The organism is Streptomyces rubellomurinus (assembly GCF_000961885.1).
Classification (GTDB): domain Bacteria; phylum Actinomycetota; class Actinomycetes; order Streptomycetales; family Streptomycetaceae; genus Kitasatospora; species Kitasatospora rubellomurina.
This window is the reverse complement of the sequence record NZ_JZKH01000027.1, coordinates 61,196-80,608: the sequence shown is the minus strand read 5'-3', so window position 1 is coordinate 80,608 and position 19,413 is coordinate 61,196. Positions and strand designations below refer to the sequence as shown.

16 protein-coding genes and 2 tRNA genes are annotated in these 19,413 nt (G+C 72.5%); 10 read left to right on the top strand and 8 right to left on the bottom strand.

Annotated features, from left to right (window positions below):
- The first annotated feature begins 126 nt into the window (after positions 1–126).
- Positions 127–1,128 carry an ornithine carbamoyltransferase gene (argF, locus tag VM95_RS15525; RefSeq protein WP_045696896.1) on the top strand — a complete coding sequence of 334 codons (1,002 nt, stop codon included), beginning with the start codon at positions 127–129 and terminating at the stop codon, positions 1,126–1,128.
- 51 nt (positions 1,129–1,179) lie between these two features.
- On the opposite strand, the gene VM95_RS15520 is transcribed toward argF, so the two are convergent.
- The 4 genes from VM95_RS15520 to VM95_RS15505 all read right to left on the bottom strand — a co-directional run bounded on the left by VM95_RS15520 (position 1,180) and on the right by VM95_RS15505 (position 3,899).
- Positions 1,180–1,713: a superoxide dismutase family protein gene (locus VM95_RS15520; RefSeq protein ID WP_045696894.1), complete on the bottom strand. Its 534-nt coding sequence runs from the start codon at positions 1,711–1,713 to the stop codon at positions 1,180–1,182.
- 132 nt (positions 1,714–1,845) lie between these two features.
- The gene (locus tag VM95_RS15515) at positions 1,846–2,244 is read right to left on the bottom strand and encodes a type II toxin-antitoxin system VapC family toxin (RefSeq protein ID WP_208615461.1); all 399 of its coding nucleotides are present in this window, start codon (positions 2,242–2,244) and stop codon (positions 1,846–1,848) included.
- A 60-nt stretch (positions 2,245–2,304) separates the two neighbouring features.
- Entirely contained in the window at positions 2,305–3,321 is a 1,017-nt protein-coding gene (locus VM95_RS45195) for a hypothetical protein (RefSeq protein ID WP_045696890.1), read from the bottom strand.
- 53 nt (positions 3,322–3,374) lie between these two features.
- Entirely contained in the window at positions 3,375–3,899 is a 525-nt protein-coding gene (locus VM95_RS15505) for a SigE family RNA polymerase sigma factor (RefSeq protein WP_244178780.1), read from the bottom strand.
- A gap of 322 nt (positions 3,900–4,221) precedes the next feature.
- Between VM95_RS15505 and acnA the strand changes: the two genes are divergently transcribed.
- Positions 4,222–6,867 carry an aconitate hydratase AcnA gene (gene acnA / locus VM95_RS15500; RefSeq protein WP_045696888.1) on the top strand — a complete coding sequence of 882 codons (2,646 nt, stop codon included), beginning with the start codon at positions 4,222–4,224 and terminating at the stop codon, positions 6,865–6,867.
- A 213-nt stretch (positions 6,868–7,080) separates the two neighbouring features.
- On the opposite strand, the gene pepN is transcribed toward acnA, so the two are convergent.
- Entirely contained in the window at positions 7,081–9,645 is a 2,565-nt protein-coding gene (pepN, locus tag VM95_RS15495) for an aminopeptidase N (RefSeq protein ID WP_045696886.1), read from the bottom strand.
- 229 nt (positions 9,646–9,874) lie between these two features.
- Here pepN and VM95_RS44385 point away from each other — a divergent pair, with 229 nt between their 5' ends.
- The gene (locus VM95_RS44385) at positions 9,875–10,507 is read left to right on the top strand and encodes a mycothiol-dependent nitroreductase Rv2466c family protein (protein ID WP_045696883.1); all 633 of its coding nucleotides are present in this window, start codon (positions 9,875–9,877) and stop codon (positions 10,505–10,507) included.
- Positions 10,508–10,568: 61 nt separating this feature from the next.
- Here VM95_RS44385 and VM95_RS15485 read toward each other — a convergent pair whose 3' ends face one another.
- Entirely contained in the window at positions 10,569–11,978 is a 1,410-nt protein-coding gene (locus VM95_RS15485) for an amino acid permease (protein ID WP_045696881.1), read from the bottom strand.
- 272 nt (positions 11,979–12,250) lie between these two features.
- On the opposite strand from VM95_RS15485, the gene VM95_RS15480 reads away from it, so the two are divergent.
- The 4 genes from VM95_RS15480 to VM95_RS15465 all read left to right on the top strand — a co-directional run bounded on the left by VM95_RS15480 (position 12,251) and on the right by VM95_RS15465 (position 15,590).
- Positions 12,251–12,850 carry a biotin transporter BioY gene (locus VM95_RS15480; protein WP_045696879.1) on the top strand — a complete coding sequence of 200 codons (600 nt, stop codon included), beginning with the start codon at positions 12,251–12,253 and terminating at the stop codon, positions 12,848–12,850.
- Positions 12,851–12,907: 57 nt separating this feature from the next.
- Positions 12,908–13,393, top strand: coding sequence for a ribose-5-phosphate isomerase (locus VM95_RS15475; RefSeq protein WP_045696877.1), 486 nt, complete (start codon positions 12,908–12,910; stop codon positions 13,391–13,393).
- Positions 13,394–13,690: 297 nt separating this feature from the next.
- Entirely contained in the window at positions 13,691–14,917 is a 1,227-nt protein-coding gene (locus VM95_RS15470) for a PP2C family protein-serine/threonine phosphatase (RefSeq protein WP_078859942.1), read from the top strand.
- A gap of 475 nt (positions 14,918–15,392) precedes the next feature.
- A complete protein-coding gene (locus VM95_RS15465) occupies positions 15,393–15,590 on the top strand; it encodes a hypothetical protein (RefSeq protein ID WP_045696875.1) in 198 nt (65 codons plus the stop codon).
- Between the two features lie 36 nt (positions 15,591–15,626).
- Here the strand turns inward: VM95_RS15465 and VM95_RS42580 are convergent, their stop codons facing one another.
- Entirely contained in the window at positions 15,627–16,412 is a 786-nt protein-coding gene (locus VM95_RS42580; RefSeq protein ID WP_045696873.1) for a DUF6348 family protein, read from the bottom strand.
- Between the two features lie 189 nt (positions 16,413–16,601).
- Between VM95_RS42580 and VM95_RS15455 the strand changes: the two genes are divergently transcribed.
- The gene (locus VM95_RS15455; protein ID WP_045696871.1) at positions 16,602–17,171 is read left to right on the top strand and encodes a DUF6197 family protein; all 570 of its coding nucleotides are present in this window, start codon (positions 16,602–16,604) and stop codon (positions 17,169–17,171) included.
- A gap of 51 nt (positions 17,172–17,222) precedes the next feature.
- Here the strand turns inward: VM95_RS15455 and VM95_RS15450 are convergent.
- Positions 17,223–17,296: transfer RNA gene (locus VM95_RS15450), tRNA-Gly, on the bottom strand.
- Between the two features lie 211 nt (positions 17,297–17,507).
- Between VM95_RS15450 and VM95_RS15445 the strand changes: the two genes are divergently transcribed.
- Positions 17,508–17,581, top strand: a tRNA-Pro gene (locus tag VM95_RS15445).
- A 298-nt stretch (positions 17,582–17,879) separates the two neighbouring features.
- On the top strand, positions 17,880–19,268 hold the full coding sequence (gene tig / locus VM95_RS15440) for a trigger factor (RefSeq protein ID WP_045696869.1): 1,389 nt from the start codon (positions 17,880–17,882) through the stop codon (positions 19,266–19,268).
- The last annotated feature ends 145 nt before the right edge of the window (positions 19,269–19,413 follow it).

Genomic DNA, 19,413 nt, shown 5'->3' with positions numbered 1-19,413 from the left:
GAGGGGGAGTTCCGTCCGGGGCTCCCCCTCTCCCTCCTCGATTCTGCATATAAATTCGCACTCTCGTATACACTTGCCGCCTTCCGCTCGATCCCGTCAACGCCCACGTCACACCAGGAGCCCGGCATGGCCTTCAACCTCCGGAACAGGCACTTCCTCAAGGAGCTCGACTTCACGCCCCAGGAGTTCCGCTTCCTGGTCGACCTCGCCGCCTCCCTGAAGGCGGCCAAGTACGCGGGCACCGAGCAGCCCCGGCTGCGCGGCAAGAACATCGCGCTGATCTTTGAGAAGACCTCCACCCGCACCCGCTGCGCCTTCGAGGTCGCCGCCCACGACCAGGGCGCCACCACCACCTACCTGGACCCGGCCGGCTCGCAGATGGGCCACAAGGAGTCCGTCAAGGACACCGCCCGGGTGTTGGGCCGGATGTTCGACGGCATCGAGTACCGCGGACACGGCCAGGAGGTCGTCGAGGAGCTGGCCGAGTACGCCGGCGTCCCGGTCTGGAACGGTCTGACGGACGAGTGGCACCCCACCCAGATGCTGGCCGACGTGCTCACCGTCACCGAGCACACCGCCAAGCCGCTCACCGAGGTCGCGCTCGCCTACCTCGGCGACGCCCGCTCCAACATGGGCAACTCGCTGCTGGTCACCGGCGCCCTGCTCGGCATGGACATCCGGATCGTCGCCCCGCGCGCGCTCTGGCCTGCCGAGGACGTGCAGAAGGCGGCGCAGGCCCTGGCCGAGCGCAGCGGCGCCCGGATCACCCTGACCGAGGACGTGGCCGCCGGGGTGGCCGGCGCCGACTTCCTCTACACGGACGTCTGGGTGTCGATGGGCGAGCCCAAGGAGGTCTGGGCCGAGCGGATCGAGCTGCTCGGGCCGTACCAGGTGTCCATGGACACCGTCCGGGCCACCGGCAACCCGGACGTGAAGTTCCTGCACTGCCTGCCGGCCTTCCACGACCTCGGCACCTCGCTCGGGCGGCAGATGTACGAGGCGACCGGCATGACCGAGCTGGAGTGCACCGACGAGCTGTTCGAGTCGGCGCACTCCGTGGTCTTCGACCAGGCCGAGAACCGGCTGCACACCATCAAGGCGGTGCTGGTCGCCACCCTCGGCGCCTGAGCGGGCGCCCGACGAGGGCCCCGCCGAGAGGGCCTCGCCGAGAGGGCCCGACTACTTCTCCAGCTTCACGCAGGCCACCCGGTCGCCCGCCGCGTGCGGCCCGGCCGGGGTGCCCGCGTGCAGCACCAGCGAGCGCGCCCCGCCCGGCCGCGGCTGCCACGCCACGGCGGCCGAGGCGGTGCCGTCGCCGTGCGCGTCGGTGCGCAGCACCATCCGCAGCTCGTTGCGGGCGTTGGCGTACGCCGGGTCGGTGGACGGCTGCACCGGGTCGACGGCGTCCTGGTAGTGCGGCCCGGAGGCGGCCGGGTCGGCCCCGCAGCTGCCGGTGTGCAGGTGCACCGGGAACTCGTGGGCGGGGGCCAGCCCGGTCGCCGTCAGGGTGAGCACCGTCCGCCCGGGCGTCGAGCGGTCGGTGACCACCCGGGCGTGCGAGCCGTACGGGACCAGGTCCTGGGCGTAGCTGATCGCGGCCGGCGGGACGAACGCGGTGGCCGGGTCGAAGTCGGCGTCGACGACGGAGACCGGCGAGGCGGCCGGGGCGAGCAGGGCCAGCGGCAGCAGGGCGGCGGCGAGCGGAGCGGTCATCGGGCGGGCCTTCCGGGGGCGGGGCGACGGTCGCCCTGCTAACGGTGTCGCCCTGCCAAGGGTGTCGGCCTGCCAACGGTGTCGGCCCGTGGGAGGGCGCCGTTGACGTCGTTGCGGGTACGCGTCCGGCCGTCAGGAGGCGTCCGGTCGGATGCCCCGGATCTCGCAGCGCGGCCCGCTGGCCCGCATCAGCCGCAGGTCGGCGGTGACCAGCGGCACCCCGTACCGCTCGGCGACCGCGACGTAGGCGGCGTCGTCCGGGGTGAGGTTGTCCTTGAGCTCCCAGATCCGGCCGAGCAGCGGTGCCACCTCGACCTTGCGGATCGCCACCGCGGCCAGCTCGCCGGTGAGTTCGGCGACCCGTGCGGCGGTGAGCTCCTTGGCCAGGTAGAGGCCGCGCAGCGACTGCATCACTTCGACGGTGATGTGCTCGGGGGCCAACCACTCGCCGCCGGCGGCGAGTTCGGCCCGGGCGTTGGTTCCGCGCGGGCCCTCGTCGGCCAGCGCCAGTACCAGCGCGGACGCGTCCACCACGATCACTGTCGGCCCCCTCTGCCTGTCACCACTCCGGCCACCGTACCGGGCGGGGCGTCACCCGGTGGCGCCGGGTTTCGGGGTCGCGGAGGTGGACGGCCCGGTCCGCCCGGGGGTGTCGTCGCGGAACGGGCGGATCGTGTGCTCGGCGTCCTTGGCCTGCTCGGGGGTGATCCACTCCGGCAGGTCGGGGGACATCGCGGCGGCCTTCAGCTGGTCGAGGGTGAGCGGCAGTCCTTCGCGGACCACCTGGACCTTGGCGTGGTCGGCGACCTCGGCCGCGTTGGTGGCGCTGACGGAGATCCTGGCCTGGTCGGCGCGCAGCAGGCTGACCGAGCGGGAGAGGATGTCGCCGGTGACCCGTTCCATGAGCAGCAGGTGGCTGCCGTCCGGGAGCACGCTGTCGGAGCAGTAGCGGAACTGGCCGCCCCGGTTGATGACCGAGCAGCTCATCAGGTCCTCCTCGTTGGGGTGGGAGTCGCGCTTGATGCGGTCCCCGAGGCCTCCTTCGATCATGATCCGGACGTCGGCGGGGCCGGCGCCGTCGTCGTAGAGCATGTTGGCCATGGTGAGCACGCTGCCGGGGTCGGCGGCGTTCGCCTTGATCAGTGCGGAGTGGCCGGCGTAGCCGGAGGTCCGGCCGGCCTGGGGCAGTGCCTTGACGAGGGCGGACAGCGCGGTGCGGCCGGTCAGGGCGACCTTGCCGGTGTGCTGGCCGCTGCCCGGCAGCGGGGGTTCGACGGTGTCCTCGGTGCGCTGGAGCGGCTGCGGGAAGCGCCGGCTCGGGGTCGGCGCGGGGGTGTCGGTGCCACTGGGCGAGGCGGTGGGGGAGGCGGCGGACAGTCCGACCGCCGTCGTGCCGCCGTCGCCCGGCCGCAGGGCGACGGTGTCGCCGATGGCCAGGGCGGCCACGGCGGTGACGGCACCGGCGACGGTGAGGCGGCGCCGGCGGCGGATCGAGCGGCCCTGCCGGGCGCTGGCGGCGACCAGCGGGCCGAGCTCGGGGCCGAGGCCGTCCATCGTCCGTTCGAAGGCGGCGGACAGCTTGCGGCCGTCCGCGTCCGGTTCGTTCATGGCTGGGGTTTCCTTTCCGACGGGGAACTGCACGGAAGGTGGTGCGGAGGGCGTCAGGAGCGGGCGAGGTGCTCGGCGGCGTCCGGGCCGAGGACGGCGCGCAGCCGGCCGAGGGCGCGCAGCGACTGGGCGCGGACGGCGCCCTGGTTGAGGCCGAGTTCGGCGGCGGTCTCGGCGACGCTGCGGTCCTCCCAGTAGCGCAGGACGAGGACGGCCCGGTCGCGGGGCGTGAGTTCGGCGAGCGCGGTGAGCAGGGTGATCCGCAGGGCCGGGTCGTCGCCGGGGGCGACGCCTTCGGGGAGTTCGCCGAGGGAAGGCCGTTCGCCGGTGCGGCGCAGCCTGCGGTGCGAGAGGTAGCTGCGCACGAGGGCGCTGCGGGCGTAGGCGTCCTGGTTCTCGGCGCGGCGGACCTTGGGCCAGGCGGCGAAGAGCTTGGCGAGGGTGACCTGGGTGAGGTCCTCGGCCAGGTGCCAGTCGCCGCAGAGCAGCAGTGCGGTGCGGAAGAGCCGCTGCCCCCGGCTGTGCGCGAAGGCCTCGAACTCCGCGGCCTCCTCGGCCCGTCGTGTCTTCCGGATCACGCTGTCCCCTCGCACCCCGTGTGCCGGGCGTCGTCCGCCCCTGTGCCCGACTGGACGCCCGAGCCCGGCGCGGACGTTACGGGTGCGGGCAGGGCGAAAGGAGGTGAAGGTGGACCGGGGGCATGCCTGCGGTGGTGTGGACGGCGGCATGCACTATGGTTTATCTCGACATCGAGATAACTGCCCCTTACGATTTATCTCGACATCAAGATACTTGCCGAGAGGCGCTCGCCGGTGACGCGGCAAGGCAAGCCTAAGTAAGGCTGACCTTACCACCGCGTGCGCGCCGGATACCGCACGAAGCACCCAGAAGGAGTCAGTCGTGTCCGCGAACAGCTTCGACGCCCGCAGCTCGCTGCAGGTGGGCGACGAGTCGTACGAGATCTTCAAGCTCTCCGCCGTCGAGGGTTCCGAGCGGCTGCCCTACAGCCTCAAGGTGCTGCTGGAGAACCTGCTCCGCACGGAGGACGGCGCGAACATCACCGCCGACCACATCCGCGCCCTCGGCAACTGGGACGAGAACGCCCAGCCGAGCCAGGAGATCCAGTTCACGCCGGCCCGCGTGATCATGCAGGACTTCACCGGCGTGCCGTGCGTGGTCGACCTCGCCACCATGCGCGAGGCCGTCAAGGAGCTGGGCGGCGACCCGGCCAAGATCAACCCGCTGGCCCCGGCCGAGCTGGTCATCGACCACTCGGTCATCGCCGACAAGTTCGGCACCAAGGACGCGTTCACCCAGAACGTCGAGATCGAGTACGGCCGCAACAAGGAGCGCTACCAGTTCCTGCGCTGGGGCCAGACCGCCTTCGACGAGTTCAAGGTCGTCCCGCCGGGCACCGGCATCGTCCACCAGGTGAACATCGAGCACCTGGCCCGCACCGTCATGGTCCGCGGCGGCCAGGCCTACCCGGACACCTGCGTCGGCACCGACTCGCACACCACCATGGTCAACGGCCTGGGCGTGCTGGGCTGGGGCGTCGGCGGCATCGAGGCCGAGGCCGCGATGCTCGGCCAGCCGGTCTCCATGCTGATCCCGCGCGTGGTCGGCTTCAAGCTGACCGGCGAGCTGCCGGCCGGCACCACCGCCACCGACCTGGTGCTCACCATCACCGAGATGCTGCGCAAGCACGGTGTGGTCGGCAAGTTCGTCGAGTTCTACGGCGACGGCATCGGCGCCATCCCGCTGGCCAACCGCGCCACCATCGGCAACATGTCGCCGGAGTTCGGCTCGACCTGCGCGATCTTCCCGATCGACGCCGAGACCATCAACTACCTGCGCCTGACCGGCCGCGACGAGCAGCAGCTCGCCCTGGTCGAGGCGTACGCCAAGGAGCAGGGCCTCTGGCACAACCCGGCGCACGAGCCGGTGTACTCGGAGTACCTGGAGCTGGACGTCTCCACCGTCGTCCCGTCGATCTCCGGCCCGAAGCGCCCGCAGGACCGCGTGATCCTGGCCGAGGCCGCGAGCAAGTTCGCCGAGGCGCTGCCGACCTACTCCGCCGAGGCCTCGAAGCCGACCGCCGTCACCGCCCCCGACGGCTCGACCTACGAGATCGACAACGGCGCGGTCGTGATCGCCTCGATCACCTCCTGCACCAACACCTCCAACCCCTCCGTCATGCTGGGCGCCGCCCTGCTGGCGAAGAAGGCCGTGGAGAAGGGCCTGCACGTCAAGCCCTGGGTCAAGACCACCCTGGCGCCCGGCTCCAAGGTCGTCATGGACTACTACGAGAAGGCCGGCCTGCTCCCGTACATGGAGAAGCTGGGCTTCAACCTGGTCGGCTACGGCTGCGTCACCTGCATCGGCAACTCGGGCCCGCTGCCCGAGGAGGTCTCGGCCGCCGTCAACGAGGCCGACCTGGCCGTCGTCTCGGTGCTCTCCGGCAACCGCAACTTCGAGGGCCGGATCAACCCCGACGTCAAGATGAACTACCTGGCCTCCCCGCCGCTGGTGGTCGCCTACGCCCTCGCCGGCAACATGAACGTCGACATCACCAAGGACGCGCTGGGCCAGGACGCCGACGGCAACGACGTCTTCCTCGCCGACATCTGGCCGTCCGAGCAGGAGGTCGCCGACACGGTCGCCGGCTCCATCGACGAGGCGATGTTCGACAAGGGCTACCAGGACGTCTTCGCCGGCGACCACCGCTGGCAGTCGCTCCCGGTCCCGACCGGCAACACCTTCGAGTGGGACGCCGAGTCCACCTACGTCCGCAAGCCCCCGTACTTCGAGGGCATGGCCAAGACCCCGAGCCCGGTGACCGACATCGCCGGCGCCCGCGTCCTGGCCAAGCTGGGCGACTCGGTCACCACCGACCACATCTCCCCGGCCGGCAACATCAAGCCGGGCACCCCGGCGGCGCAGTACCTGACCGCCAACGGTGTCGACAAGCGCGACTTCAACTCCTACGGTTCCCGTCGTGGCAACCACGAGGTGATGATCCGCGGCACCTTCGCCAACATCCGCCTGCGCAACCAGATCGCGCCGGGCACCGAGGGCGGCTACACCCGCGACTTCACCCAGGCCGACGCGCCGGTGTCGTTCATCTACGACGCCTCGCAGAACTACCAGGCCGCCGGCATCCCGCTGGTCGTCCTGGCCGGCAAGGAGTACGGCTCCGGCTCGTCCCGCGACTGGGCCGCCAAGGGCACCGCGCTGCTGGGCGTCAAGGCCGTCATCGCCGAGTCGTACGAGCGCATCCACCGCTCGAACCTGATCGGCATGGGCGTCCTGCCGCTGCAGTTCCCGGAGGGCGAGAACGCCGAGTCCCTCGGCCTGACCGGCGAGGAGACCTTCTCCATCACCGGCGTGACCGAGCTCAACGAGGGCCGCACCCCGAAGACCGTCAAGGTCAAGGCCGGTGACAAGGAGTTCGACGCGGTCGTGCGCATCGACACCCCCGGTGAGGCGGACTACTACCGCAACGGCGGCATCCTGCAGTACGTGCTGCGCTCGCTCATCGGCTGAGTCCGGTAGCTCCTGAAAGGGGGCCGGGCCCGCGACCTCGCGGGCCCGGCCCCCTTTTTCGCGTGCCGCGCCCTCGGGGAACGGGCGCTCGGCGCCCCGCTGTACGGCCACGGCCGGCCCGCGCCGCGACCGACCCGGGGACGGGAAGGGGCCCGCCGTCGCGTACGGCGGGCCCCTCCACGCGTGCTCGGTGCTACGCGTCCTCCGTGCGGGTCAGCCCCGGTCGCAGGCCTGCGCCCGCAGCGCCCGGGCCAGGTCGTCGCGGCGCTCCAGCACCAGGCGGCGCAGCGCCGGCGCGGCCTGCGGGTGCCCGTCCAGCCAGGCGTCGGCCTCGGCCAGGGTCTGCCGGTCGGTCTGGGCGGCGGGGAAGAAGCCGCCGACGAAGCGCATCGCGATCTCGATGGTCCGCTCGGACCAGATCTTCTCCAGCAGCTTGAAGTACGGCGCCGCGTAGAGCGCGGTGAGCTCCCGGTGGGAGGGCAGGGCGAAGCCCGCGATGTTGGCCTCGACGAGGGCGTTCGGCAGCTCGTCCGAGTCGACGACGGCGGACCAGGCGGCGGCCTTGGCCTCCGGGGTGGGCCGGGCGGCCAGGGCCAGGGTGTACTGGCGCTTGCCGCCGGCGGTGTTGTCGGCGGCGAGCTCGCCGGCCAGCTCCTCGTCGGTGGCCTGGCCGGCGGCGGCCAGGGCCAGCCACAGGGCCCAGCGCAGCTCCTGGTCGACGTCGAGGCCGTCGATCCGGGCGCTGCCGGTCAGCAGGCCGCGGACCAGGCCGAGGTGCTCGGCGCCGCCGGCGGTCTGGGCGAGGAAGCGGGCCCAGGCGAGCTGGTGGTCGCTGCCGGGGACGGCGGCGCGCAGCTCGCGCAGTGCGCCGTCGGCGAGCTGCCGGGCGCCCTCGGCGCGCCAGGCGGGGTCGGCGTACAGGTCGACGGCGGTCTTGGCCTGGGCGTGCAGCGACTGCAGGACGCCGATGTTGCCCTCCTGGCCGGCGAAGCGCAGCACCAGGTCGACGTAGTCGCGGGCCGGCATCAGGGCGTCGCGGGTGAGGTTCCACACGGCGGACCAGGCGAGCGCGCGGGCCAGTTCGTCGGCGATGTCGCCGAGGCCGGTGCGCAGCGCCGCCAGGGAGTCCTCGTCGAAGCGGATCTTGCAGTAGGTGAGGTCCTCGTCGTTGAGCAGGACGAGGGCGGGGCGGCGGCGGCCGGCGGCCTCGGCGACGACGGTGCGGGCGCCGGCGATGTCGGCCTCGATCCGCTCGGTGCGCACCAGGGCGCCGTCCGCGTCCCGGTCGTAGAGGCCGATCGCGATCCGGTGCGGGCGCAGCACCTCGCCGTCCTGGAGCACCGCCAGCTCGGTGATCCGGCCCTCGGCGTCGGCGGTGACCTGCGGGGTGAGCGCGTTCACGCCGGAGGTCTGCAGCCAGGCGGCGGCCCAGGTCTTGAGGTCGCGGCCGCTGGTCTCGGCCAGGACGTCCAGCAGGTCGGTGAGTGCGGTGTTGCCGAAGGCGTGGCGCTTGAAGTAGCGGCGGGCGCCCTCGAAGAAGGCGTCCGAACCGGCGTACGCGACGAGCTGCTTGAGGACGGCGGCGCCCTTGGCGTAGGTGATGCCGTCGAAGTTGAGCTTGGCGTCCTCGAGGTCGCGGATGTCGGCGGTGATCGGGTGGGTGGTGGGGAACTGGTCCTGCCGGTAAGCCCAGGCCTTGCGCTGGTTGGCGAAGGTGACCCAGGCGGAGGCGTAGCGGGTGCGGGCGCCGATCAGGGCGTAGGAGCCCATGAAGTCGGCGAAGGACTCCTTCAGCCACAGGTCGTCCCACCAGCGCGGGGTGACGAGGTCGCCGAACCACATGTGCGCCATCTCGTGCAGGATGACGTTGGCGCGGTTCTCGTAGGCGGCGTCGGTGACCTTGGAGCGGAAGACGAAGTCCTCCTTGAAGGTGACGCAGCCGGGGTTCTCCATGGCGCCGATGTTGTACTCGGGGACGAACGCCTGGTCGTACTTGCCGAAGGGGTACGGGTAGTCGAACTCCTCGTGGAAGAAGTCGAGTCCGAGCTTGGTGACGCCGAGGATCTCCTCCGGGTCGAAGTGCGGGGCGAGGGACTTGCGGCACATCGCGGAGAGCGGGATGTCCAGGGTGGTGCCGTCGGGGAGTTCGCGGCGGTAGTGGTCGCGGGCGATGTGGTACGGGCCGGCGACCACGGCGGTGAGGTAGGTGGAGATCGGCTGGGTGGGCGCGAACTCCCAGGTGCGGGCGTCGTCGTGCTCGGTGACCTTCTCGTGCACGGCGTTGGACCACACGTCCCAGGCGGCGGGGGCGGTCACGGTGAAGGTGAACGGGGCCTTCAGGTCGGGCTGTTCGAAGGTCGCGAAGACGCGGCGGGCGTCGGCGGGCTCGTAGTGGGTGTAGAGGTAGGTCTCGCCGTCGGCCGGGTCGACGAAGCGGTGCAGGCCCTCGCCGGTGCGGCTGTAGGTGCAGTCGGCCTCGACGGTGAGGACGTTCTCGGCGGCCAGGCCGTCCACGTGGACCCGGGCGCCGTCGTAGGCGGTGGCCGGGTCGAGGGCGCGGCCGTTGAGGGTGACCGCGCGGACGGCGGGGGCGAGCAGGTCGAGGAAGGTGGCGGCGCCGGGGCGCTCGCAGCGGAAGGCGACGGTGGTGGTGGAGCGGAAGGTGGCGGCCGCCGGGTCGGGGGCGGAGGTCACGTCCAGCCGCACCTGGTAGCTGTCCACGGCCAGGATGCTGGCCCGTTGCTGGGCTTCGTCGCGGCTCAGGTTCTTGCCCGGCACGGCGGTACTCCTTTGTCCGGCTCGCACGGTGGTGCGCGTGTGGGTGGTGCGGGTCCGGTGCGCAGGTAGGCACCGCGCACCCGGGGGCATCCTTTCACGCCGTTCGCGCCGGTACCATTGCACACATCGCCGTGGGAGGGCCGGAATCAGCGGCGGCGGGCGGGTGTTGGGGCCGTGGGGGTGGAGTGCCCTGCCCTGCCTCGGACCATCTCACGAAGGACGACTCGCAGTGACGACTGCCGCTGAGCGCAAGACCGCCGACTTCTGGTTCGACCCCGCCTGCCCGTGGGCGTGGATGACGTCCCGCTGGCTGATCGAGGTGCAGCAGCTGCGCCCGGTCGACGTGCGCTGGCACGTGATGAGCCTGTCGGTGCTGAACGAGCACCGGGACCTGCCGGCGAACTACCGGGAGCTGCTGGACAACGCCTGGGGCGCGGTGCGGGTGTGCATCGCGGCCGAGCAGAAGTGCGGGAGCGAGGTGCTGGGCCGGCTCTACACCGAGCTGGGGCTGCGCTTCCACAACCAGGGCCTGCCGCAGGACCGCGACACGATCAGGGCCGCCCTGGTGGCCGCGGGCCTGCCTGCCGAGCTGGCGGACGCGGCCGGCAGCGAGGAGTACGACGACGCGCTGCGCGCCTCGCACCAGGAGGGCATCGGTCTGGTCGGCGAGGACGTCGGCACCCCGGTGATCGCGGTCGAGGGCGCGGACGGCGAGCGGGTCGCGTTCTTCGGCCCGGTGGTCACCCCGGCGCCGAAGGGCGAGGCCGCGGCCCGGCTGTGGGACGGCACCCTGCTGGTGGCCTCCACCCCGGGCTTCTACGAGATCAAGCGCACCCGTACGGCGGGCCCGTCCTTCGAGTAGCGGACGGCCGAGGGCCCCTGGAAGCCGGCTCGGCTTCCAGGGGCCCTCGCGCGTCGTCGGGTCAGCGGGCGGCTGCGGCGTCGCGGCGCTGCTTGAGCAGCCCGGCCGTGACCAGCAGCGCGACCAGCACCCCGGCCGCGTACAGCTGCTCGCGGTCGCCCTCGGTGGTGGTCATCAGGCCGAGGATGCCGACCACGGCGGCCATCGCGACCCAGGTCAGGTACGGGTAGCCCCACATCCTGACGGTGAGCAGCTCGGGCGCCTCGCGCTCCAGCCGGCGGCGCATCCGCAGCTGGACGACGCAGATGAACAGCCAGACCACCAGGATGGCGACGCCGGTGGTGTTCATCAGCCAGGTGAACACGGTGTCCGGCCAGACCTTGGAGGCGAGCACGGCGGCGAAGCCGAACAGGCAGGAGGCCAGGACGGCCCGGCGCGGCACCCCGCCGCTGACCTTGGCCAGCGCCTTGGGGCCCTGGCCGCGGCCGACCAGCGAGTAGGCCATCCGGGAGGCGCCGTAGATGTTGGCGTTCATCGCGGACAGCAGCGCGATCAGCACCACGGCCTGCATGATCGCCCCGGCGCCGGGCACCCCGAGGCGGTGCAGCACGGTGACGTACGGGCCGTCCGCGACGACCGCCGGGTCCTTCCAGGAGACCAGGGTGACGACCAGGGCCATCGAGCCGATGTAGAAGACCGCGATCCGCCAGACCGCGGTGCGCACGGCGTTGGCGACGTTGCGCTTGGGGTCGTCGGACTCGGCGGCGGCGATGGTCACGGTCTCCAGGCCGCCGTAGGCGAAGACGGAGGCGAGCAGGCCGACGATCAGTCCGCTGGTGCCGGTGGGCAGGAAGCCGCCCTCGCCGGTGAGGTTGGCGGTGCCGGGGGCGCCGGGGCCGATCACTCCGGCGACGCCGAGCCCGCCGAGGACGAGGAAGGCGACGATCGCGGTGACCTTGACGGCGGCGAACCAGAACTCGAACTCGCCGAAGTTCTTCACGGCGGTGAGGTTGCTGGCGCAGAAGAAGGCCATGAACAGGGCGACCCACACCCAGGAGGGGACCCCGGGTATCCAGCCGTTGACGATCTTCCCGGCGGCGGTGGCCTCGGCGGCGACGCCGCAGCAGAGCATCACCCAGTACATCCAGCCGGCGGTGATCCCGGCCCAGGGGCCGATCTCCTTCTCGGCGTGCACCGAGAACGAGCCGGAGGCGGGCCGGGCGGCGGACATCTCGCCGAGCATCCGCATGATCAGCATGACCAGCAGGCCGGAGAGGACGAAGGCGAGGATGATCGCCGGGCCGGCGGCCGCGATGCCCGCGCCGGAGCCGACGAACAGGCCGGCGCCGATCACCCCGCCCAGCGCGATCATCGACAGGTGTCTCGGCTTGAGACCGTGGCCGAGCTGCTGGCCGGTGGCCGGCCCGGCGTCGGTGGTCCCGGGCGCCGTGGGCGCGGTGGTGGGGGCCATGGGCGTGGATTTTCCAGACTGTGCGGAATGCGGCATGAGTTGTCCAATATCCGGGGCGGCCACTGTCCATGCCAACCGGTTTCGGTGCGGGCCCACCATGCGGACCGGGTGGTCACGAAACGCTTCGCGGCCGCTACGGTGCGTGCTCGTCGGGCCCGGACCCGACAAGGGACGTGGTCGCACCTTTGTCCGAATCCTTGGCGGTGCCGGAGTGGATCACCGCGTAGGTTCACAGGTGTTCACTCACCTGGACCTCACGGAGGAAACCCCCGATGGCCACTGCCGCCACCCCCGTACCGCGCCGCGCCGTCCTCGCCGACCTGCTGCCCGCCGCTTCCACCCGCCTCGGCGCCCAGGTCCGCGACCTGGCCCTGGTGGCCGGCGGCGCCGCGCTGACCGGTGCCGCCGCCCAGCTGTCGGTGAACGTCCCCGGCTCGCCCGTCCCGGTCACCGGCCAGACCTTCGCCGCCCTGCTGGTCGGCACCGCGCTCGGCGCCCGCCGCGGCGTCGCCTCGCTCGCCCTCTACCTGCTGGCCGGCCTGGCCGGCATGCCGTGGTTCGCCGAGGGCACCTCCGGCTGGACGATGCCCTCGCTCGGCTACGTGCTCGGCTTCGTCCTCGCGGCCGGCCTGACCGGCGCGCTGGCCCGCCGCGGCGCCGACCGCACCCCGGTGAACACCGCCGTCACCATGGTCCTCGGCAGCCTGGCGATCTACGCGGTCGGCGTCCCGTACCTGGCCGCCTCGCTGCACGTGTCGCTTGCCCGCGCCGCCGAGCTGGGCCTCTACCCGTACCTGGTCGGCGACGCGCTCAAGGCCGTCCTCGCGGCCGGCGCCCTGCCGCTGGCCTGGAAGCTCGTCGGCAAGCGCTGAGCGACCCCGCGACGCCCCCTGCGGAGCCCGGGCGCACCCGCATGCCACACTCATGGCATGCGCGTGTACCTGGGCTCCGACCATGCCGGATACGAACTGAAGAACCACCTGGTGGAGTGGCTGAAGGGGGCCGGCCACGAGCCGGTCGACTGCGGGCCGCACATCTACGACGCCGAGGACGACTACCCGCCGTTCTGCCTGCGCGCCGCCGAGCGCACCGCCGCCGACCCGGAGGCGCTGGGCATCGTGATCGGCGGCTCGGGCAACGGCGAGGCGATCGCCGCCAACAAGGTCAAGGGCGTCCGCGCGGCGCTGGCCTGGAGCGTGCAGACGGCCGAGCTCGGCCGCCAGCACAACAACGCCAACGTGATCTCCATCGGCGGCCGGATGCACACCGAGGACGAGGCCACGAAGTTCGTCGAGGTCTTCCTGAACACCCCGTACAGCGGCGAGCCGCGGCACACCCGCCGGATCGAGATGCTGAGCGAGTACGAGACCACCGGCGAGCTGCCGCCGATCCCGGCCCACCACCCCCAGGGCTGATCCCCCTCCCGTCCACCCTCCCCGGCCGGCCGCACCCTCCGTGCGGCCGGCCGTCGCCGTCCCGGCGGCCCCGCCGACCTGTGGGATCGGCCACAGCCGCCGGCGCGCGCACCACCCCCGCACGCGGGGCGCGCACACCGCCCGCGGGCTCCGACGGCCAACCGGCGCACGCCTCCTGACGCCACGCCCGCCGGCACGCCGATCGGCCGAAACCCACTGAGCGCCCCGCGCCCGTCCGCGAACGCCCGCCCCCGGGCCGTCGACGCCGGGCCGCACCCGTGGATAGGGTCGGACCCCATGGCTGGCAGACCGCCGGGCGCACCGCCCCAGACGACTGCGACGAGGCCCGGCGCCACCAAGGCGTCCGACCCCGTGACGGCCCGGTTGCGCAGGAGGCTCCGCCGGGCCCGCCGAAGGCTGCGCACGGCCGGAGTGGACTACTTCCGCGGCGGCGCCGCCGACTGGCCGGTGCTCTGCGCGCTCGCCCTGCTCGTCCCGCTGATGATCCTGCTCAACATCTGGATCCCCGACTGGGCCCCGCCCACCGCCCTGGTCCTGCCGATCCTGGCCGGCGCGCTGCTGCTGCGCCCCGGCAGCCTGGTGGTGCTGTACGCGCTGGCCGCGATCGGCCTGTCCGCCGAGTCCGTGATCCACACCGGCCAGCGGGTCGCCAGCGACAACCCGGAGGCCTACGTCTACGGCGTCACCCCCGGTGCCGCCCTGGTGGTCGGCGCCGCCGGTGTCGGCGGCCTGCTGCTGGCCCAGTTCCGGGCCCGGGTCGGCGTGCCCTGGTGGGGCGGCTCCACCATGCTGTTCGACCTGCGCGAGCGGCTGCGGGTGCAGAGCCGGGTGCCCGAGCTGCCGGCCGGCTGGCACGCCGACATGGCACTGCGCCCGGCCGGCGGCCAGTCCTTCTCCGGCGACTTCGTGGTCGCCGCCCGCACCGGGCCGGGCCAGCGGCTGCTGGAGGTCGTCCTCGCGGACGTCTCCGGCAAGGGCATGGACGCCGGCTCCCGGGCCCTGCTGCTGTCCGGCGCCTTCGGCGGCCTGGTCGGCTCGCTGCCCGCGCACGACTTCCTGCCCGCCGCCAACGGCTACCTGCTGCGCCAGTCCTGGGAGGAGGGCTTCGCCACCGCCGTCCACCTGGTGCTGGACCTCGACACCGGCGAGTACGAACTGCTGTCGGCCGGCCACCTGCCGGGCATGCAGCGCCTCGCCGGCGAGGGCCGCTGGGAGGTCAAGGAGGCCGAGGGCCCGCTGCTCGGGATCTACGACGGCGCCAAGTTCGACGGCGTGCGCGGCCGGCTGAACCGCGGTGACGTGCTGATGCTGTGCACCGACGGCATGGTCGAGGCGCCCGGCCGGGACCTCTCCGAGGGCATGGACCGGCTGATGGGGGAGGCGGACCGGCTGGTGCCCGGCGGCGGCCCCGGCACCGGTGCCGGCGCGGCCGCGGCGCTCATCGAGACGGTGGCCCGGGACATCAACGACGACCGCGCGGTGCTGCTGCTCTGGCGCGACTGAGGCCGCGTTCCCGCCGCATGTGCCAGCGGCAGCTGTCAAGCCCGGGAGCAGATCTTCGGCCAAATCGGACGGCCCGTCGACGGACCGGACCAGCGGCTTCCGTTCGCCGCCTCCGGCCGCTTCCCGGCCGCTCAGCACCGCCCCGCCGACGATTCGTCAGAACGGCTCGGCTATCGTCCCGGTCGGCGGAAACTCGTCCCGCACCGCAGGATGTCGGCGTTGGGCTGACTGTCAGACCTTTACGCAATCGGCACGGTCGACCACACTGAGTCCGGGCGGGACTGTTCAGGATTCGGGGGATGGGGGGCGACACGTGCGGCGCAGCAGACAGCGGTCCACCGTGGGCCTCCCGCACCGGCGGTGTGCCGGACGGTCCGCGATTCCGCCTCGGGACCGTCGGACAGGCCGGGGTCCGGCTTTCGCAGGTGCCGCCGGGTGGTGGCACCACGCTATGAAAACGAGGAAGTGAGTCCGGGTGGCACTCTCCGTCTCCGCGCTGGTCCTGTTCGCGATCCTGTGCATCATCTTCATCCGCAACAAGCAGATGAAGATCGCGCACGGCATCGTCGCCGCCCTGTTCGGCTTCATGCTGCACGAGACCACCATGGCCAGCTCGATCAACTCGCTGCTGTCCAACCTGGCGCACAGCATCTCCAGCATCACCGGCGGCTGATCCGGCCGGGCCGTCCGCGCCGTCTCTGACCTACGGTCAGCGGCCGGCCCGTCTCGCCTGCCGCCAGCGGGCGAACAGGCCCCGGGCTCTCGCCGCCGGGGCCGCCGTGGCCGTTGCCGTGGGCGCCGGGGCGCCCACCCGCTCGACCGCTCCCGCCGCCCGCTCGGCCGTCAGCAGCACGAACAGCCTTGCCCAGCACAGCCGTTCACCGCGCGGCCAGTCCAGCGCGCGCAGCGCCGCCGACGCCTCCTCCGAGACCTCGCCGCCCACCCGGACCTCGGCCACGTCGTCGCCCGCCTTCCCGCCCAGGAAGAGCTTGACCCCCACCGGCCCGGGGCCGGTCAGCCCGGTGCGCAGCGCGGGTGCCAGCGCGGGCAGCACCCGGTTCTCGGTGAGCCAGGCCGCCAGGTGCTCGTTGCCGAAGCCGAACACCGCGGCCGGCCCCTGCACCGCCTGCCAGCCCGGCAGGCCCGGCACCTCCAGGCGGTCCGCGTGCACCCCGCGCCCCTCGGCCAGCTCGACCAGCACCGAGGCGGTGGTGGTCGCCCACATCTTCACCGCGTTGGCGAGCTTCTCCTCCTCGGTCTTGCCGAGGCCCGCCGCGCAGTCCCACACCACCGGGGCGTCCGCCCGGCCCAGCTGGAGCACGAAGCCGAGGTCCACGTGCCCGCCGCCGTCGCCGCCCGGGTGCTCGCGCACCGCCACCGCGGTGGTGCCGGGGCCGCGCACGACCTCGCCGTCCACCGTGAACTGCTGGCCCAGGCGCGCCATCTCCAGCACCACGCAGCGCTGTATGACGGCCAGTCGCTCCTCGGGACGCACCGGGACTCCTCCACTCGGGGAGCGCGGCGGGCGGGACCCGTTCGAACCGCGCTCGAACGCCGCCGAGGCTATCGGCCCGGCCCCCAACCCGGAAACCGTTCGTTCCGTTCCGTCCTCCGGTCGCGGAAATGTCGGGTATGCCCCACTTTGGTGAGCGGAACCCGCCGCCCGCCCGCCCGGAGAACCCGCATGGCCCGCACCGACATGGCCCGCACCGACACGGCCCGCACCGACCTGACGCCCCCGCCGCCGTACCCCGTCCATCCGGACGGCTCCGGCCTGGTCGCCGAGATCGAGGCCTACCTCGCCTCGCTGCCCGCCCCCGCCCGTACCCCGGTGCCCTACGTCTGCCCGTACGGCAGCACCCCGCGGCCCTGGCACGCCGGGTACCCGCAGCCCCGCGCCACCCTGCTCGACCGGGCGCTGCGCCGCCCGGCGCGCCCGGTGCCGGTGAGCGCCGCCGACCACCTGCGGCTGGCCTCCCGCTACCTCGGCGCCCACGGCTGGCTGCAGGGCGCGATGTGGGACTCCGCCGGACGGGTCTGCCTGCTCGGCGCCCAGGCCGCCGTCCTCGCGCACGGCTACGGCACCCCGGCGACCGTGCGCACGGCCCGGGTCCAGCTGATGGAGGTGCTGCACGCCACCGGCCGCCCGGCGAGCTCCCCGGACGAGTACAACGACCGGCCCAGCACCCGCGCGGGCGACGTCCACCAGCTGCTCGACCGGGCCGCCGCCCGGGCGGCCCGGCTGGGGCTGTAGGCGGCGAAAACGCGTCCGGCCCCGGTGCGGAGCGCACCGGGGCCGGACCTGTGGAGCGGGCGACGAGAATCGAACTCGCGTGACTAGTTTGGAAGACTAGGGCTCTACCATTGAGCTACGCCCGCATGATCATCCGGACGTCTCCGGCCGGAAGGTCTGGGACAGCGTACCTGGTCCCGCCGTCCTCATGCACACCGCATTTCCGCCCCGCGGCCCCGGAACGGCTCCGGACGGCCCCCGGCGAACCCGCGAGCGGCCCCGGGCGAACCCGTGAACGGCCCCGGAATAAGTCCGCGAGCCGAACTTGCCCGCCGTGTACGCTTCCTCTCGGCACCACGGGGTGTGGCGCAGTTTGGTAGCGCGTCCGCTTTGGGAGCGGAAGGCCGTCGGTTCGAATCCGGTCACCCCGACAGTGAGTGCGCAGGGTCTCGCCCATCGGGGCGGGGCCCTGTTCTGTAGGGCGGTACGGTGGCGTCTGGCGTCCGCCTTTCGTGGTACCGGTAGGATGGGGCGCTGGCGGTAGTGCCTGCGGTGTCAACCCAGGTCAACCGCACGAGGGCGAGGAGTCACGCTCACCGTCCACCCCCACGGGAGATGCAGCTCCAACCGCCCATCGCCCGTCTCGTCCGAACCGCCCGTACCGGCCCCAGGCCGGGTGGCGGGTACGGGCGGAGGCAACCCGACCGCAAGCCCATAGGAGACCTAACCGTGAAGAGCGCCGTCGAGACTCTGAACCCGACCCGGGTTCGACTCACCGTCGAGGTGCCCTTCGAGGAGCTCAAGCCCAGCCTCGACGCGGCGTACAAGAAGATCAACCAGCAGGTCTCGGTCCCGGGCTTCCGCAAGGGCAAGATCCCGAACCGGGTCATCGACCAGCGCTTCGGCCGTGGTGCCGTGCTGGAGGAGGCCGTCAACGACGCCCTGCCGCGCTTCTACACGCAGGCCGTCGACGAGGGCAAGATCGAGGTCCTCGGCCAGCCCGACATCACCAACATCGAGGGTGTCGAGAAGATCGCCGATGGCGGCGACCTGAAGTTCACCGCCGAGGTGGACGTCCGTCCCGAGATCACCCTGCCGGAGTTCTCCTCCATCGAGGTGACCGTCGACCCGATCGTGGTCGCCGACGAGGACATCGACAAGTCGCTGGAGCAGCTGCGCGAGCGCTTCTCCTCCGTCAAGGACGTCGAGCGCGCCGCCGCCGAGGGTGACGTCGTGGTCGTCGACCTGGTCGCCAAGGTCGACGGCGAGGTGCCGGAGGACGGCACCGCCACCGGCGTGAGCTACGAGATCGGCTCGGGCCGCCTGATCGACGGCATCGACGAGGCCGTCGTCGGCCTGTCGGCCGGCGAGGAGAAGACCTTCGAGACCGAGCTCAAGGGCGGCACCCAGGCGGGCAAGACCTCCGAGGTCACCGTCACCGTCACGGCCGTCCAGGAGAAGGAGCTGCCGGCGCTGGACGACGAGTTCGCCCAGCTGGCCAGCGAGTTCGACACCCTGGAGGACCTGCGCGCCGACTCCCGCAAGCGCCTGGAGCGCATGAAGGAGTACGACCAGGCCACCCAGGCCCAGGAGAAGGTGCTCGACGCGCTGCTCGCCCTGGTCGAGATCGAGTTCCCGGAGAAGCTGCTCGCGGACGAGATCCAGACCCGCAAGCACAACCTGGAGCACCACCAGCTGGAGCCGATGGGCCTGAACCTCGACACCTACCTGGAGACCCAGGGCAAGACCCGCGAGGAGTGGGACGCGGAGATCGAGGAGCAGGCGAAGAAGGGCATCAAGACCCAGTTCGTCCTGGACCAGATCGTCGCCGACGAGGAGCTGGGTGTTAACCAGGAGGAGCTCACCGAGCACCTCATCCGCCGCGCCGCCGGCTCGGGCCTGACCCCGGACCAGTTCGCGCAGCAGGTCGTCCAGGGCGGCCAGGTTCCGCTGCTGGTCGGCGAGGTCGCCCGCGGCAAGGCGCTGGCCACCGTGGTCGAGGCCGCCAAGGTCGTCGACACCGAGGGCAACGAGGTCAACTTCGACGACGAGGACGAGGCGGGCGAGACCGTCGAGGCCGCCGCCGACGAGAAGACCGAGGAGAGCACCGAGGCCTGAGTGCCCCGGTAGCCCCCTGAGGCAACGCGCAGCGGGCCCGGACGCCGTACGGTGTCCGGGCCCGCCTTCGTCCCACCCGCGGCAGGGCGCGACCCTGCGCTCACAGCGAACAGTTCTGCGTGAGGGATTCTGCGGCCCGGCCTGC

Bases quoted from the DNA above. Each gene is read 5' to 3' on its own strand.
- argF (WP_045696896.1), top strand. From the start codon at position 127: ATGGCCTTCAACCTCCGGAACAGGCACTTCCTCAAGGAGCTCGACTTC.
- VM95_RS15520 (WP_045696894.1), bottom strand. From the start codon at position 1,713: ATGACCGCTCCGCTCGCCGCCGCCCTGCTGCCGCTGGCCCTGCTCGCC.
- VM95_RS45195 (WP_045696890.1), bottom strand. From the start codon at position 3,321: ATGAACGAACCGGACGCGGACGGCCGCAAGCTGTCCGCCGCCTTCGAA.
- VM95_RS15485 (WP_045696881.1), bottom strand. From the start codon at position 11,978: ATGGCCCCCACCACCGCGCCCACGGCGCCCGGGACCACCGACGCCGGG.
- VM95_RS15480 (WP_045696879.1), top strand. From the start codon at position 12,251: ATGGCCACTGCCGCCACCCCCGTACCGCGCCGCGCCGTCCTCGCCGAC.
- VM95_RS15475 (WP_045696877.1), top strand. From the start codon at position 12,908: ATGCGCGTGTACCTGGGCTCCGACCATGCCGGATACGAACTGAAGAAC.
- VM95_RS15470 (WP_078859942.1), top strand. From the start codon at position 13,691: ATGGCTGGCAGACCGCCGGGCGCACCGCCCCAGACGACTGCGACGAGG.
- VM95_RS15455 (WP_045696871.1), top strand. From the start codon at position 16,602: ATGGCCCGCACCGACATGGCCCGCACCGACACGGCCCGCACCGACCTG.